We start from the raw sequence: 15,299 nt of genomic DNA, 5'->3' as shown, positions 1-15,299 counted from the left end.
AAACAGCCCCGAATTTTCGGGGCTGTTTTAAGTAGTTTATTATTCCGTTCTCAGTGCCGTAACGGGGTCTTTTTTTGCCGCTATGCGCGATGGAATAAATCCGCTGATAAGAGTTAAAACAACCGACACGGTTATTAAAAGTAGTGCGTGCAACGGATTTAGCACCGCAAGATTGCCTATTCCCAAGCTTCCGCCGCCGTTCGCGTTTATAACAACTTGCAAAATGGCGTTTATGGGGAAATTGAGAATTGCGGCTATTAAAACGCCCATAACTCCCGCTATTAAACCTATTAGCACCGTTTCGGCATTGAACACGCGTGAAATGTCTTTTTTGCGCGCACCTATGCTTCGGAGCACGCCTATTTCCTTCGTGCGCTCTATAACCGACACATAAGTTATTATTGCAATCATTATGCTCGAAACAACAAGACTGACTGCCGCGAAAGCTATAAGCACATAAGAAATTATGTCTACCATATTTCCCATAGTGGAGGCAAGAAGTTCGCTCGCGTCGGTGTACATTATTTTGGCGTTGGGGTGAGAGTTGTTCCAACCGTTTAAATAATCGTTTATTTTCTTTTTTGTTTCGAAATCTTTCGGGTAAATATAAATACTCGACGGACGGGCGGCGTAATTCAAATCTTCGAGAGCCGCCGTTTTCTCGGCTTCGAGCATATTTTTAATTAAATCGCGGTTGGGCGCAAGTTCTTTGAATTGAGTTTTGTAAGGTTCGTAAGAAGTGCCGTTTAAGCAATTTAATTCTGGGTCGTCGCGCAGAATGTCGCTAAAAGGTTTGTTTTGAGTTTGTTCGAGGTTGGCAATCGCGGCTTCGAGCATAGCGTAACCCATAGCCTGAGCTTGCGAAAATCCCGCGAGTTCGTAAAAAGTTTTGCTTTGCGCCAAATTGTATCCCGAATATGAAGGCTTATCGAACTCCTCTTTTTGTTTTGCAATAATTAAGGAATTTGCGTTAAGCGAAATGATTTCCTGCGTCAGTTCGGGTGAATAAACTATTCCGCTGTTAAAGAGTTCCAAAGGAACGCCCTTTTCTGTTCTTAAAATTCCGACAAGTTTAAGAGGGACGTTCTTTTTTCCCTCTTCGCCGTCCGTTTTGTAAATTTCGGGAAGCTTTTCCTTTCCTTCCAAAGAATCGTAGTCAACGAATTTGCCGTCGGGGAAAGCGTTGTCGTTCGACACAGCCAAAAAATGCTCTTTTTCGCCTAAATTCAAAATATCGTTAAAAGATAACTTATTAGCGTCGTCCGTTTCGTAGGTTATGCCGAGCGCTTCGAGCACTTCCGCGTCTATGCGATTATATTTATCTACTATTAAAGCGAGCTCGTTTTTATTTTCGGGCATTTTGCCCGCCAAAACGGAATATTGCTCTTTCATAAACGAATTGTTAGGAAGCATTTCTTGCCAAATTTGCTGGGAACCCATCATTGTGCGTTTTGAAAGAGAAACTTTCTTCACTTCTTCGCCGTCTTTTCGGAGAACAAGCATATCGAGCGAGTTGGTGTACGACACCGCTTTGTAATACTCTTCGGGCATTGCTTTAACGTAATTAACGTATTCGTCGGTTATGTCGTTGTAATACACCATTGTGCTTATGTCGCGCGTGTAAATTTCAACTTTGTCGCCCGACGGAAATTCTTCGCGTTCTTCTTTGTTGCCGCCGATAGACGACGTGACGCTTTCAATATCCATAGCTTGAGGCGCTATCGTTATAGGAAAACCCGCGAGGGTGTCGGTTTGCAATTTGTTTATGTAATGAGTGAAGCCGTTCGATATGCTGAGAACAAGAGCTATTCCTATAATTCCTATGCTACCCGCAAACGAAACGAGAATAGTGCGTCCCTTTTTGGTGGCAAGGTTTCGCCCCGAAAGTCCGAGCGCCGTAAAAAAATTCATCGACGTTCGTTTCATTTCTTTTTTGCGCTGTTTCTCTTGCTTTTTCTTTTCGTCTTTGCGAGCTTTTTCCGCAGCTTTGATTGCCGCTTTTTCTTGTTTGGACAGAACTTTCTTTTGCGTTGCCGCCGCTTTTTCGAGCTTGGGAGCGGTTTCGTTCTCCTCTTTTAAAACGGAGATTTCGCTCTGTTGCGGGCGGTTTATATCCTTTTCCGATTTTCCTTTTTTCGTAAGCGGCGCGTAAGGGTCGGGATATGCGTCGGGAGCGTATTCTTCCGCCGAAAACGCTTCGCCGCGTTTCTCGCGTTCGTATTTTATTTCTTGCAGCCTCTCCTCTTGCGTGGGTTCGTAAGGGTTCGAGTCGTCAACCTTTTCGCCGTCGAGGAATTTTATTATACGGGTGGAATATTCTTCCGCCAAAGCGTCGTTGTGCGTAACCATAATAATAAGTCGGTCGCGGCTGATTTCTTTTAATAGGTCGGCTATCTGAACGCTGTTTTTGCTGTCGAGCGCGCCCGTAGGCTCGTCGGCGAGAATGATTTCGGGGTCGTTCACTATTGCGCGCGCAATGGCTACGCGTTGCATTTGTCCGCCCGAAAGTTGGTTGGGGCGTTTGTTCATCTGCTCGCCGAGCCCCACTTTTTCGAGCGCGGCGGCGGCTTTCGCGCGCCGTTCGGATTTGCTCTTTCCGCTTAAAGTGAGGGCAAGCTCAACATTTCCGAGCACCGATAAGTGCGGAATAAGATTGTAATTTTGAAAAACGAATCCTATGCAGTTATTTCTGTACGCGTCCCAGTCGTATGCTTTAAAGTCGCGCGTGCTTCTGCCGTTTATAATAAGGTCGCCGCAAGTGTAGCTGTCGAGTCCGCCCACAATATTCAAAAGAGTGGTTTTTCCGCAACCGCTCGGCCCCAAAACCGATACGAATTCGCTGCGTCTGAACGTAACGTCTACGCCTTTTAAAGCGCGGACGGTTGTGTCGCCCGTAACGTAGTCTTTAACAATGTTTTTAAGTTCGAGCATAATAAAAGTCTCCTATTTTGTTTTTTAATTATATACTCGAAGACATACCTTGTCAAACGGAAAACAATTAAAAAAAGGTTAAAAATAATGAGACTTAAAATTCAGTTCGGTTATTTTGCCGCGCGGTAAAGCTCTAACAGCGCGTTCGTGTCGGTTTTGCTCATGTTGGTAACGGGGAAACTTTTAACTAAAAAAACTTCGCTCGGTTCGGCATATATCGATATTTTTTCGCGTATAAGTTTTTTCAGCCGCTCTTTTAGAGTTTCGTCCGTTCCCTCTATAAACAACACTATGCTTTCGGGTTTATCTGTAAGAGGCACGGCGCACGCCGCCCCCACTCCCTCTACCGTAATTGCAAGCTGTTCTATTTCCATAGGATAAACGGGAATTCCTTTAACTTTTACAATGCGTTTAAAGCGCGACACAAAATGTATAAAGCCCTCTTCGTCGGTATATCCGCAGTCGCCCGTTCGAACGTAGTTTTTTCCGTTGTAAGAGAAAAACACTTCCGCCGTGCTTTTTTCGTCCGACAGGTATTCCTGCATAAGTGTGTCGCCCGTTATTCCAAGCTCGCCTTTTTCGTTGGGCGGCAGTTCGCGCGGGGTGTCGCCCGAAAAGTCGAACGCGCGGATTTCCATGCCTGCGAGAGGCTTGCCCACAGTTTCGTCTTTGTTCGCCGAATCGGTGTTCACGCTGCAAACCGTAACCGTTTCGGTTAGCCCGTAGCCTTCGTACAGTCTGCTTGTTCCTCCAAATTTTTTAATATGCGCGTCGTACTCTTTTAATAGAGTGCGGGGAACGAAATCGCCGCCCACATAAGCCACCGCGAGCGAGCGAAGGGCTTTTCCCGCGAATTTCGGGTGCGACAATAGAGCTTCGTAAAGACGCGGAACGCCTATAACGAATTGCACGTTGCCTTTGCGAATTTCGCGCACTGCCGAAGCGCGGTGGAATTTCGGAAAGAGCACGTTTTTGCCGCCGTGACACAGCATTGCGTGAACTCCCATTGCAAGCCCGAAGCCGTGAAACACAGGCAAAACGCTTAACATTCCGCAGCGGGTCACGTCGTTTTTGCCGAGTATGCCCATTCCTCTTGCGGCAAGGTTGTTCACCGAATCGGCGCTTAGCCCTATAACTTTCGGAGTTCCCGTTGTGCCGCCCGATTGAAGCAAAACCGAAGTTTTTTGGTGCGCGGGGCAAATTTTAACGGGAGAAACAAGAGGAGTGTTTTGCGGGTTTTTAAGAAAATCGCTCAACCTGATTAAATTGTCGCTTTTTTTCGGAAGAGGCGAGCGCAAAGAAAACAGTAATTTTTTTATTCCGAGAGAGTTTGCGGGGCTTACCGCCACAACTGTGGCGTCCGCGCACCGCTCGGCTATTTTCCGCGCCGCGTCGCCGAGAGCGAAAACTATGCGGCTACCTGTTTTTTCTATTGCCGAGCTTACGGCTTCCGGCGTGGAAAGCGGATGAAGCGGAGAGGTGCGCAGTTCGGCTTTTTGCGTGGCATACAGCAAATATACGCTTTCGGGAATATTCGGCAAAGCGAACGTTACCGCCTCGCCCTTTTTAAGTCCGGCTTTGAGCAAACACGAAGAATATTCCGACACTTTTTCGGCAAGCGTTTTATAGCTTATGTTTTTTCCGAGAAAACGGAGCGCGGTATTTTTCGGAAAAAAGTTCGCGGCTTTTTCTACGGGAAAATAGAGCGAGTCGGCTCCGTCGAATTGTTTGCCTTCCGCTATATAAGCAAGACCTTTTTCGTTTTTCTTTGTGCGCATTGTTTGCTGTCTCCTAAACGAATTTTAAACCGAGCGCCGTTCCTATTATAACCGTAAGCACGAAAATAACGGGTTGGTGCAAAAGATAGAACCACACAGCCTTTCTTCCCACAAAACATACGGGGCGAAACGGAGCTTTTTTGAAAAGCGGCAAATACGGCTTTTTGTTTTTGTATAATTCGGCGCCGCCGTAAGCCCCTATTAAAAATATTCCCGCAAACGGCAAAAGTCCGAAACAGTCCGCTCCATAGTAGCGCGTTCCCACCGCAATGCGCAAATAGTCGAGCGCGGATATTTGCTGCCCCGAAATATCGAACTGCGAACCTTGAAGATTATAAAAATCGAGAAGCAATCCCCACACAAAGAACAAAATTCCCAAACCGAGACAAGCGTATTTCGCTTTGTTTTTGAGAAGTTTTTGCAAAACGGTGCAAATAATTATAGAAACGGTCAGGCAATGCAAAACGCCGAACAATATCGTTATGCCTAAGTCGAACAGCTTGTCCGCCGTAATTGTGAACAGGCTAAGCGTTACCGAAGCTACCGCGAGTTTTGCGCTTCGCAAAGCGTTGTTGTGCGAAAACGCCGAACATATTCCGCTTATGCAAAAGAAAACGCATATAACCGTTAGGCGCAAAACAAGTCGAGCGGCGCTGTCCCACCAATCGTAATACACCCAATAGGCAAGCTTAGTTAAGAAGTTGTCCACATAATAAAAGTTTGGGCACCAGTCTATTAACATCATAATATCGAACGAAGTGTGGTCGAGAATCATGAGCAAAACGCAAAGCCCGCGCAAAAAATCCAAGCCGTGAATTCGCGCGGTTTTGCGTTCGGAGAATATAGCTCCGTTCCGCCGCTTGTTGTCGGCGGCGGCCGATAGAATGTTACAATCGTTTTTCAATAAACGTAACCGCCTTGTTAAGAGCAATGTCGGCTTCGGTTGTGCCTACAAGGAATTGATACTCGTGACCCAATTTTTTCCCTTTAACTTTGGGTAAATACGCGTCGGCGGTAATATTCGCCGCTTCTAAGTCAGCGATAAATTCTTTCGCCTGTTCTAAAAACGGGTCGGCGTCGCCGCACGTTATAAAAACGTCGCAATAACCGTTTTCAAGATTTTTCGCAGTGCTCAACTCGTTTTTTCGCGCAAAGGTTTTGAGCTTTTTATTGTTTGTGTACGCCCACATAAAAGTTTTAATCGCGGGGAAACGCGATTTAAGCACGTTATCCATGTTGTAAAATCCGCAACAAAGAATTACCCCTCTAAGTTGTTCGCCGCTTACGGGAGGAAATATTTTCATTGTTTTTTTAAGTGAATCGTTGTGAACCAAAGCCGCGTATTGCGACGCGATTTGCGCGCCCGCGCTATCCCCTCCCAAAAATATTCTAGTTGGGTCAAGATTAAAACGGGTTGCGTTGTCAGTTAAAAAGCGGAGTGCTTCTCCCACTTGAACTATGGGTCCGGGATAGTGTTGGTCGGGCGCAAGGCAGTAGTTCACGCTTGCAACGGCTATTTTCAATTCCGCCGCAATAACGTGAGCCCACGATTTAATACACGATTTGTCGCCGCCCACATATCCGCCGCCGTGCACCCACAGCAAAACGGGCTGAGGGGCTATTGCGTCGTTCGCCGTGTAAATGTCTAAAAATCCGTTTGATAGAACGCTCATGTAGTCTACGTCGGTTATAACGCTTGTGAGTTCGAGGTAATTTTCGGGAGCGGTGCCTTTGTTTTTAAAGAAACGCCGCATAACTTTAACTTGAGTGTGGTAGTTGCTTCCGAATTGAGCGAACAACACAATTAAAGCTATAAGAAGCACTATAATAAGCACAAACAATTCGGCGCACCTCCTTTCAAAAGTTTAGAGTTATACGTTTTTTTCTTTGCTCGCGCGGCAAAAAACGGCGCCGCGCGGCTCGCCGAAAAACCTCTCTTTTGGGAATGTATTCATCGAACGATAACAAAGTTCCCGAAACGAGAGAAATTTGTAAACATTGCGGCTTTATATCTTGTAAAAACAGGTTTTTATAAGCGTTATATAACTAATTTAAACAACAGCCGCTTGTTTAAACACGAAGCGAAAAAGTTATAAAGCAAACTTTTTCATTCGTATTATAGCATGCTTTGCGGCAAAAAACAACCGTAACGGCATAAAAATGGCGTTACGGTTAAGTGAAAAACAATAAAATTAAAAACGTTTTAATGGTTGCTGTACATAATAAGTTTGTCTTTTGCGGTGAGTTCAACGCGTATTTTATTTTGGTTGCCCGAAAACAGCACCATTTCGCCTGACGGTCGAACGTAGCCGAGAATAATTGTGTGGTTGCGTTTTTCGGGCGGAAGCGACGGGTTTGCGAAAGCGTTGTAAACCGCTCGCACGAGTTCGGCAGCGGAGCAAGGCGCGGGAACTTCGGTGAAGAAACGGCTAACTTTTTTAACGTAAATTTCTTTGCTTTCGTATTCTTCGGTGTTGGCGGAATCGTAGGTTAAAATGTCGTTGTAAAAGTCGTAAAGGGTGTCTTTTTCGCCGAGCTGAGTAATCATTTTGCTTATATAGCGGTTGCTTATAACCACGTTGTTCACGCTGTAACTTTTAACAATGTCGTGGTGTTTGGGATTGAGTATTTCAACAACGACGTCGATTTTGCCTTCGTCAAAATCAGGTTCTTCCGCTTTTTTTCTGTGAATAATATTGCTGACGTATATAAGATTAGCTATGGCGTTGGAATCGATTTGTTCGTTTAAAACGGTGTCGTCCGAAAGAATGAGCACGCTTGTGTCAGTCTCGTTGGAATCGACGAATTTTTCTATTGTGTTGCAAATAGCTTCACGGTCGTAAATATCGGCTTCCACTACCTGAGTAACATACGGATAGTCTTTGTAGCGTCCCATTTTTTCGAGGTGCTTTGAGTCGTCTATAACAACGATATTCATAATTTCGCTGCCGTCGGGCGAATTCCATTCGTCGCGGAAGCTGTTGAATCCGTCCATTATGTCTTTAACTTTGCTGTTATGCCCCAAAATAATAACGTTTTTGCGTTCTATCCAATAGTCGTAGTTCACGCTCACTTTGTAGTCGGTAGCGGGAACTTCCGAAAGTTTTAAGTCGTCTTTTTTTGATTCGGCGGCAAAATAGGCTATGTTGTCGCCGTCTTTTTGCATGACCGAAAGAGGAATAGAATGGAGGTGAGTAGAAAAATATTCGCTTGTAAACGCGGCTTCGTTCGAGTTGCGGTAAGGTTTGGAATAAAAGGTGGCGCCTTTGTTTGAAAACAACTCTCTGTAAGCGAGGTTGAGTTCGGGCATAAGCGAAAATTGCGATAAAAGCCGACCTAAAACTTTATTTACGCAAACGGGAATAATGTTGCATTTGCCGTCAACTTGTTTTTGCTCGATAACTTTGTTCACAAGTTCGAGCGTCCAATCGTCCTCTACTTCTACTACTATTTTTTGGTCGTCGTCGCTTGTTTCGGCGCCCGTAATGTCGGCTACTTGAACAAGCGCCTTTATGCTTTGCGGATTGCCTTTTTCCTGTTCGTTGAGCCGCGTTTGGTAATCGAACTTGCACATTGTATTGTTTATGTCGTTGCCCAATATAAGAATGGATTTTGCCCGTTCGAGCGATATGTCGTGGAGCTGTTTGTTAGAAAACGTGTCGCCCTCGCGCACAATTACCACAAGATTGTTTTTGAATTTGTTCTTACTGCGGTAAACGAGCCGCGACAATCCTTTTTTTGCGTTGGAAAGTTTTTTTACGGCGGCGTTTTCTTGCGCTATCGTGTCGGCAATGCGTTCTGAGAGTTCTTTTTCAATATCGTCTTTGCCCGAGTTTACCAAAATAACAACGTATTGCTTGCCGTCGCAATATAAAAAGTCGTTCACTATTTCGGATGCGCGCGAATTCCAATTTAAAATCACGGTGTGCTTAGACAGGTGTAACTTATGAGAGCCTAAATTTGCGTTTTCAATGAATTTCGATATGTAGTTGGTTAAGTAACCTATTACCGCGCCGGTGAACAGCACCATGCCTATAATGATTACCGCCAAACAAACTATTACGAGAGCGACACCCGATTTACCTATGTCGGTTATAACGTTGTCTATGCAACCGGCGTCTAAAACCATAGTAACGGTATAAAACGCCGATTTCCAGAACCCCATTGTTTCGGTGCCCGGCAACGCGAGAACGTTTATAATTGCCGCCGATATAAGCAAAAAAGCGACGTTTAACAGCAAAATTGCAATTAGCACAACTCTTCCGGGTCGTTTCGAGAGCTGCACGCTGAACCATCTTCTGAACTTTTTGAACATTTTTCTTTCCTCGAATTGTCGTTTTTTGCTTTTCAAACCGTCGGGGATTAGCAATATGCTTTTTTAAGAAAAAGCGTTTTTGTCAATTCCATGTGAGCATATGAACAAAATTCTTTTACTATTTTAACACAAACGGTTGCAAAAAGCAATTCTTAGCAAATGTATAATTGCGGACGAAATAAAAAACGGTTTGCACGTTATTCGTTTAATTCAGACGAACAAGCTAACGATTAAGAACAGAGCAAACAACCCCTCAAAAAATTTTATGTGCATAACTTTTGATTAAAACGCCGAAATTACGTTGTTTTTGTTGAAAAAACAGAGTTTTACACAAAGTTATCCACATTTGAACCGACTTATCCACCGAAAAACGCCGAGTTATCCACATTTCAAATATTTAGGCGCGTAAATTTGTTGACAAAATGTAACGTCTTATTACAACGCAAATGTTAGATAAATCGTTTTTGTACCAAGCAATATACCGTAAATCGATTAAAAAACGGTTGCCTTAATCAAATAGCCGCCTAAAAAATAGGCGCTACAAAAATGACAAAAATTGCGATATGGCAAATATTTAAATTGCCTCTTTCGAGATGTAAAAAAATTGCGACACAAATAAATATTTTAAGCAAAATAATAATTGTGATATTGCGGTTCGGAGTTTGAAAAACCGTAAATTTACCTATTATTTTTAATATTAAAATATTAGAATTTTAAAGTATTATTTATGTAAAAAATTTTAGCGTTATCGTATTGACTTTTAACCATAGTTATGCCGAAAGCTCGATATGTATTCTTCGTTCGGTGCCGGACTGTTTGGGTTCGGCAAAATGGCAATTAGTTAAAATTTTCGTTATTTATTTGCGTTTCTTAACTTACTAATATTATCATGAAAATTTAAACGGCTATCGTCGTAAAAGTGGATTTTTGCTTTTGGCTCGTCCTATTAGCTTTTTTAATGTGGCTTTAAAGTGTAAAATAAAGACTTATGAAGCTGAAAATTATCTAAATAACTTAAAAAGCGCCTTAGTTCCTTCTTAAAGACGCTGTTTTTGGAGCATTTCCGATATTATTATAGACGTTTTAAAAGTCTCTTTTTTATTGTGTTATAATTCAGAACAGGCTAAATTTATATTAAACAGTTTCGGCAACTTATAAAGCTGAAAAACCTATTATAACGAGTAAAAACTGTTCAAATAACGGAATTTAGCGTCAAAAATTTAAGAATAAATCTTTAAAAATTTAGGTTTAGAGATAGTGTTTAAAATATTTGAAAAACAAAGATTTTGTGTTGTGAAAAATAAAGCAAATAAGGCTGAGAATTAAACCGAAAGTTAGATGATTTTTTGGTGGCGTGAACTTAAAAAATATACTAATAATTTAATAATATTTATGTAAAATATTAGTTGAATTTTTTGCCGTTTATTGCTATTAGAAAAATTCAATTTCAAAAAAATCGTTTTTCAAAATATTAAATTATTTTGCGTGTTTTTAAGATTTGCAAAAAATCAAGTTGCAAAATTTTTTGTATTATAACGTTGCACGGTTTTGCCTAAACTTGTTTTTGTGTTGCTGTTATAATGGTATTTCGCTAAACGTAAATAAACTTCCGTAAGTTAAAATATACCGTGAAAAAGTTCTTGCGAACAATCTTTTTTTTGCTTTAATTTTTTGTTTTTAGATTTTTATGCGCTATAAAAAATCGCTTTTTTTGGGGGGGGGATAAATACTGCGAGCGCAAAATTTGTGCGGAAATAAAATTTGCGGTTTTTTGTTGAAAAAATATGATGATTTAAAAGAAAGTTATTAAAAAATCATGAAATAAAATAGTTCCGATGGCTTTAAATTTGATTTATTTGTTTTATTGCTGTTTTAAAATAAGATTGCGTGGGTATTGTGCGGCGCGACCAAGCTCTTTATTGAAAGTGTAATAGATTTGCGGGCGTGTTCCGGTGGAGCTGTAGTTTTTAAAAATAAACAGAAAACACCGTAAATTTTCTTTGTAAAAATTATAGGGGATAATAAAAAACATTGTTTTTCATGGTTGAATTGTATTATATTGTCTATATTGTTGAAAAATTGTGAATTTAATGCAATAATTTGTTATTAGACTCCAAAATGAAGCAAATTGCCTCTAAAAACAAGTGAATGGTTATTAAATCATATAATTTTTTTGTTTTTTTAAGCTTTTGAGCGGAAAATATGTGTTCTTCTATAAAATACTTCCTATTTTAGCAATTTAGAACATTGTTTTTGTTTATTGCCGTTAAGACGTAAGAGAAACTTGGTCTTATAAATTGCTTAACTTAGTTTTCCTGTTCGGTTGGTTTAAACCGTATGTAAGGGTTGGATGAAATTTTGTGTAATAATGGCATGGAATGTTTGCCATAAGCGTCCCCTTGTCCTAAAATGGCGTTTTTATTGAAAATTGATATAATTTTGTCCGCAAATAATTACATAAATATTGTATTGTTTTAAATTTAGTTATTATTTAATATATGGTATTTTAGCCCGAGTTATATAAAATTTGTTAAAATGAGAAAATTTGAAAACTAATCCTCCTATTTAAGAGCAACAATCTCAATAAGCGATGATTGCTGCTTAAAGTTGGAGCTGCGGCATTTTAAATAATTATGGGTTAAATAAAAAGTTCAAGGGGACGATTTTTTGTAGTTCTTAAACTGCTTTTGTGTATTTAATTGCAAATCAGCGTAAGTTAAGTTTTTTAGTTTACATTTGGTTTTAAGTATTTTGATTTTCTATGTTCGCCGTTTGAAGCGTGTTTAGCGAGCGGTTAGTTATTTAAAACGTTTTCCAAAAGCGTAAGTTAAAAATATTTTTCATGGGCGGAAAGAGGAACAAAAAGTTTATAAAAATTCGCATCTAAAAGGGGACGCAGATGTGAAACCTGCGGAAGCGACGTTTAATGGGATTATTTAATAACTAAATTAAAAGTTCTGTATAAAATTATCGGAAAAATTACCACAAAGCACAAATATTGTTATTAAAATATAACTATAATCTTATAAGAGCTTTATGTTTGGCTACAATTATTATAAAATTCTGATTTTGTTTCACATAAAACAAAAAGAATTTTGTAGCAACATTTTTTGATTATTTTTTAAAATTTAAGTCCAAATTTTTATATTTAAAGTCCGTATTTTGCATTTGGTCAATTAAGGTCAAAGAATATTAAAACTTATATAATTATTGTAGTAACCAAAAGTAAAACGTTCGTTCCCTTGTTCTAAGTGTTTGCTATATTTTTAATTTGGTGTTAGTTAGTCGGTGATGGGGCTCTCAACTATATTTACGGATTACGGTTTAAGCTAATTTGCCGATTGTAAGTTTTGCTTCACATGTAACAAAAGTCATTCTGTTTTAATTTAGCCGTTATTTGTTCGGAAAAGGCTTTTTTATATAGGCCTATTGCTGAACTTGATTTTGGTTCAGAGTTTGAAAGTGTTACTAATAAAATGATAAAATTGTTATAACAAAGCAAATATATTTTGAGTTTCCTTATTTTTTGCTATTAGCTAAGCTGATTAAAATTATTCTCTAATAAATTGCGGCGTTTTTAAAGTTCAAAAGTTTTAGTTTTATAAAAAGACTAATTGTATCGCGCGTTAGGTAGTTAAATGTTTTTATTTTGAAATTAGCGCAACCATTTTATATTTGCTTAAAAAGCGAATTATAAATTTGTATCTTATGAGTGCGGGCATAATATTACTTTCTTTAAGGGATTGCAAGTATTCATATATAAAAGTGTTAAGCGGCATTGTAATGTGTGCGTATGGCTCTAATGCATTTGTTGTGTGGAAAAATATTGTACTATATATTTTGAATTTGAGGTAACCCATATGGAGTTCGCATTTTGCTTAATTATATAAAGTTTACAGTTTATAGTCTTGCGCAATTATTCTTTGCGTGATAAGGAATCGTAAAGTTACTATTGGCTTTTTATGATGCGGAGTTTTAACAATTTTTAAACCGCATTGGATAAAATTATAAGCGTGTTTTATAAGGGCAATAATATGACTATTTGCAAGTTTAGTCCCTCTTGCCAAACTAAAAACTAGTTGCTTTTAAAAATTTTAAGCTCTGTAATTTTAGCGTGAATATAAAAATTGCGGATTAAATAGAAAAGCCATGTCCGTTTTAAAGAACATTTATAGACGCTTGAAAAATGTTTCACGGAATTTGGTAATGTTTCACATGTTTAACGTGAAACAATTCAAAACATTTATAAAACAGTATTTTTACCCTAATATAAGGATGCGCATGCGACATTTTTGCCGTTTTTATGGCGATTTATTGAAAAGGCACTATTAAAATAAGATTAGGAATAACAAAACTACTATATCCTTAGGGCTTTTAATGTTTTAAATTAAATGTTAAAGAGTACTTGTTTCAAACAGCTCTTATAACGGTCTTTTGGCAAAGTTTAGAATAGCACCGCTCATAGCTTGCAAATAAAATGCTTCCTTAACCTGCTGCTTATAAAATTGTCAAACACCTTACATCACAGAAAAAGGGCATATTGCAAAAGAGCAAGCTATTGTAAAATTATATAAGCTAAACTTGTTATACAGAATAAGAAAACGCAAATATAAAAAGTGAAAGTTTCAAAAGGCATTTATTTAAACAGTATAAAATTTTTATAACAATGACTTGCAAGCTCAAATAGCAACTTTTATCTTTTAACAAGAAATACGATATATTTTTTGTTAAAAGAAATGCATATAAAATTATTAAGAACAGTAAAAGCCAAGATAAAACAAAAATAGAGTTGCGCGTTAAAAGGTATAAAAAAAGTTCCACGCCGATGTTTAACGTGGAACATTTTTTATTTACAGTTTTAAAATCAATCTTGCTTTTTCGTTCTTTCTAAGAGTTCTACTAATTCAACTATTCTGTCAAGGTCGTCGCGGTTATAATAGTCTATATATATTCTGCCTCTGCGGTCGTTCCCGAGAGCCGAGACCTTTGTGGCAAAGGTGCGTTGCATTCTACCTATTAAATCTTTAAGCTCAATACTTTGTTCCTGCTTCGGCTTTTCGGTTTTGGGAGTGAGAAAGGCTTTAACCATTTTTTCAAATTCGCGTACCGACACTTTGTTATCGATTCCGTTTTTTGCAAGCGTGAGTTGTGCTTCCGCATCTTCAACCACAACTAAGCATCTTGCATGTCCCGGACTAAGTCGCCCTTCGGCAACAAGGTCTATAACGGGCTGACTCAATGTAAGGAGACGCAGCGTGTTGGCAATCGCGGGGCGGCTTTTGCCTATGCGGTCGGCAACTTCTTCTTGAGTATATTTGTATTCTTCCATGAGTTGCTTTATTGCGTTCGCCGTTTCTATAGGGTTTAAGTCCTCGCGTTGCAAGTTTTCGATTAAAGATATTTCTTTAACTTGTTGTTGCGTGTAGTTGCGAACAATTCCGGGTATGGTAAGTAGTCCGGCTTTTTTAGCGGCTCGGAATCTGCGTTCGCCCGCAATAATCATATACCGTTCGCCGTTAGGAACGAGAATGATGGGGGAAATAACTCCGTGAATCCGTATCGAATTTGCAAGCTCGTTCATTGCCGTTTCGTCGAACGTCTTACGCGGTTGGTTTACGTTGGGGTCGATTAAATTTAAGCTGATTTCCACAGGAGAACCGTCTGTCTCCGATTTTGCGTTTGTGTCCTGTTCGCTCAACGAATTTTCGTATTCTTCTTCGGCGCCCGATAATAGAGCGCTCAAACCGCGACCTAAGCCGCCTTTCTTAACTGCCATTGTTGTTCTCCTTGTTTATGATAACTCTATTATACATTATTTTCATTTGGCGGTCAATGGAATTAAAGCAATAATAGATAAAAGAGAATAATTTTATAAATATTTTGCTTATCAAAAGCGAGCGAGCATTCTCTTTAATTGTAAATTTTTGTCGGTTCGGAATGAAATTTAATAATATTTTAATTGACACATTCTTGACAAATCTGTGTCACGAATATAAAATATAGTTAGAGGTTAAAATTATTGCTATAAAACTTATATATAAGATAAGCCTCGTCGAGCAAATCGGAAAGCGAAAAAATAGAAAACGAAAAGAATTTCGCTTGACACGCGGGGGGGGGGTTATATCTTATAATATAAATGAATTGCTTTGTTTTGCAGTTTTAAATGCGCGCTAATTAAATTGAAACGCTTGCAACCAAAAGAATGAAACGGTGGAATTATCGGAAAGAACATATATATTAGTCGCGGTAGTTATTATTCTATAACAAAATTCGCG

Annotated in this window: 6 protein-coding genes; all 6 read right to left on the bottom strand. The window is 39.4% G+C overall.

The features are described 5' to 3' along the window. Positions 1-39: 39 nt before the first annotated feature. Complete coding sequence (locus NFR62_RS06190; RefSeq protein ID WP_251616081.1) at positions 40-2,931, bottom strand: ABC transporter ATP-binding protein/permease; 2,892 nt, start codon at positions 2,929-2,931, stop codon at positions 40-42. A 110-nt stretch (positions 2,932-3,041) separates the two neighbouring features. After that, on the bottom strand, positions 3,042-4,709 hold the full coding sequence (locus NFR62_RS06185; protein WP_251616078.1) for a class I adenylate-forming enzyme family protein: 1,668 nt from the start codon (positions 4,707-4,709) through the stop codon (positions 3,042-3,044). A gap of 13 nt (positions 4,710-4,722) precedes the next feature. Then, a complete protein-coding gene (locus NFR62_RS06180) occupies positions 4,723-5,613 on the bottom strand; it encodes an acetyltransferase domain-containing protein (RefSeq protein WP_251616075.1) in 891 nt (296 codons plus the stop codon). Continuing rightward, complete coding sequence (locus NFR62_RS06175; RefSeq protein ID WP_251616492.1) at positions 5,597-6,544, bottom strand: alpha/beta hydrolase; 948 nt, start codon at positions 6,542-6,544, stop codon at positions 5,597-5,599. Before NFR62_RS06175 ends, NFR62_RS06180 begins: the two co-directional genes overlap by 17 nt. A 368-nt stretch (positions 6,545-6,912) precedes the next feature. Further along, entirely contained in the window at positions 6,913-9,024 is a 2,112-nt protein-coding gene (locus NFR62_RS06170) for a hypothetical protein (protein WP_251616073.1), read from the bottom strand. A gap of 4,864 nt (positions 9,025-13,888) precedes the next feature. Then, positions 13,889-14,800: a ParB/RepB/Spo0J family partition protein gene (locus NFR62_RS06165; RefSeq protein WP_251616070.1), complete on the bottom strand. Its 912-nt coding sequence runs from the start codon at positions 14,798-14,800 to the stop codon at positions 13,889-13,891. Between the last annotated feature and the right edge of the window lie 499 nt (positions 14,801-15,299).

It is taken from the genome of Pumilibacter muris (assembly GCF_943193045.1).
Classification (GTDB): domain Bacteria; phylum Bacillota; class Clostridia; order Christensenellales; family Pumilibacteraceae; genus Pumilibacter; species Pumilibacter muris.
This window is presented reverse-complemented; position numbering and strand designations above follow the sequence as displayed.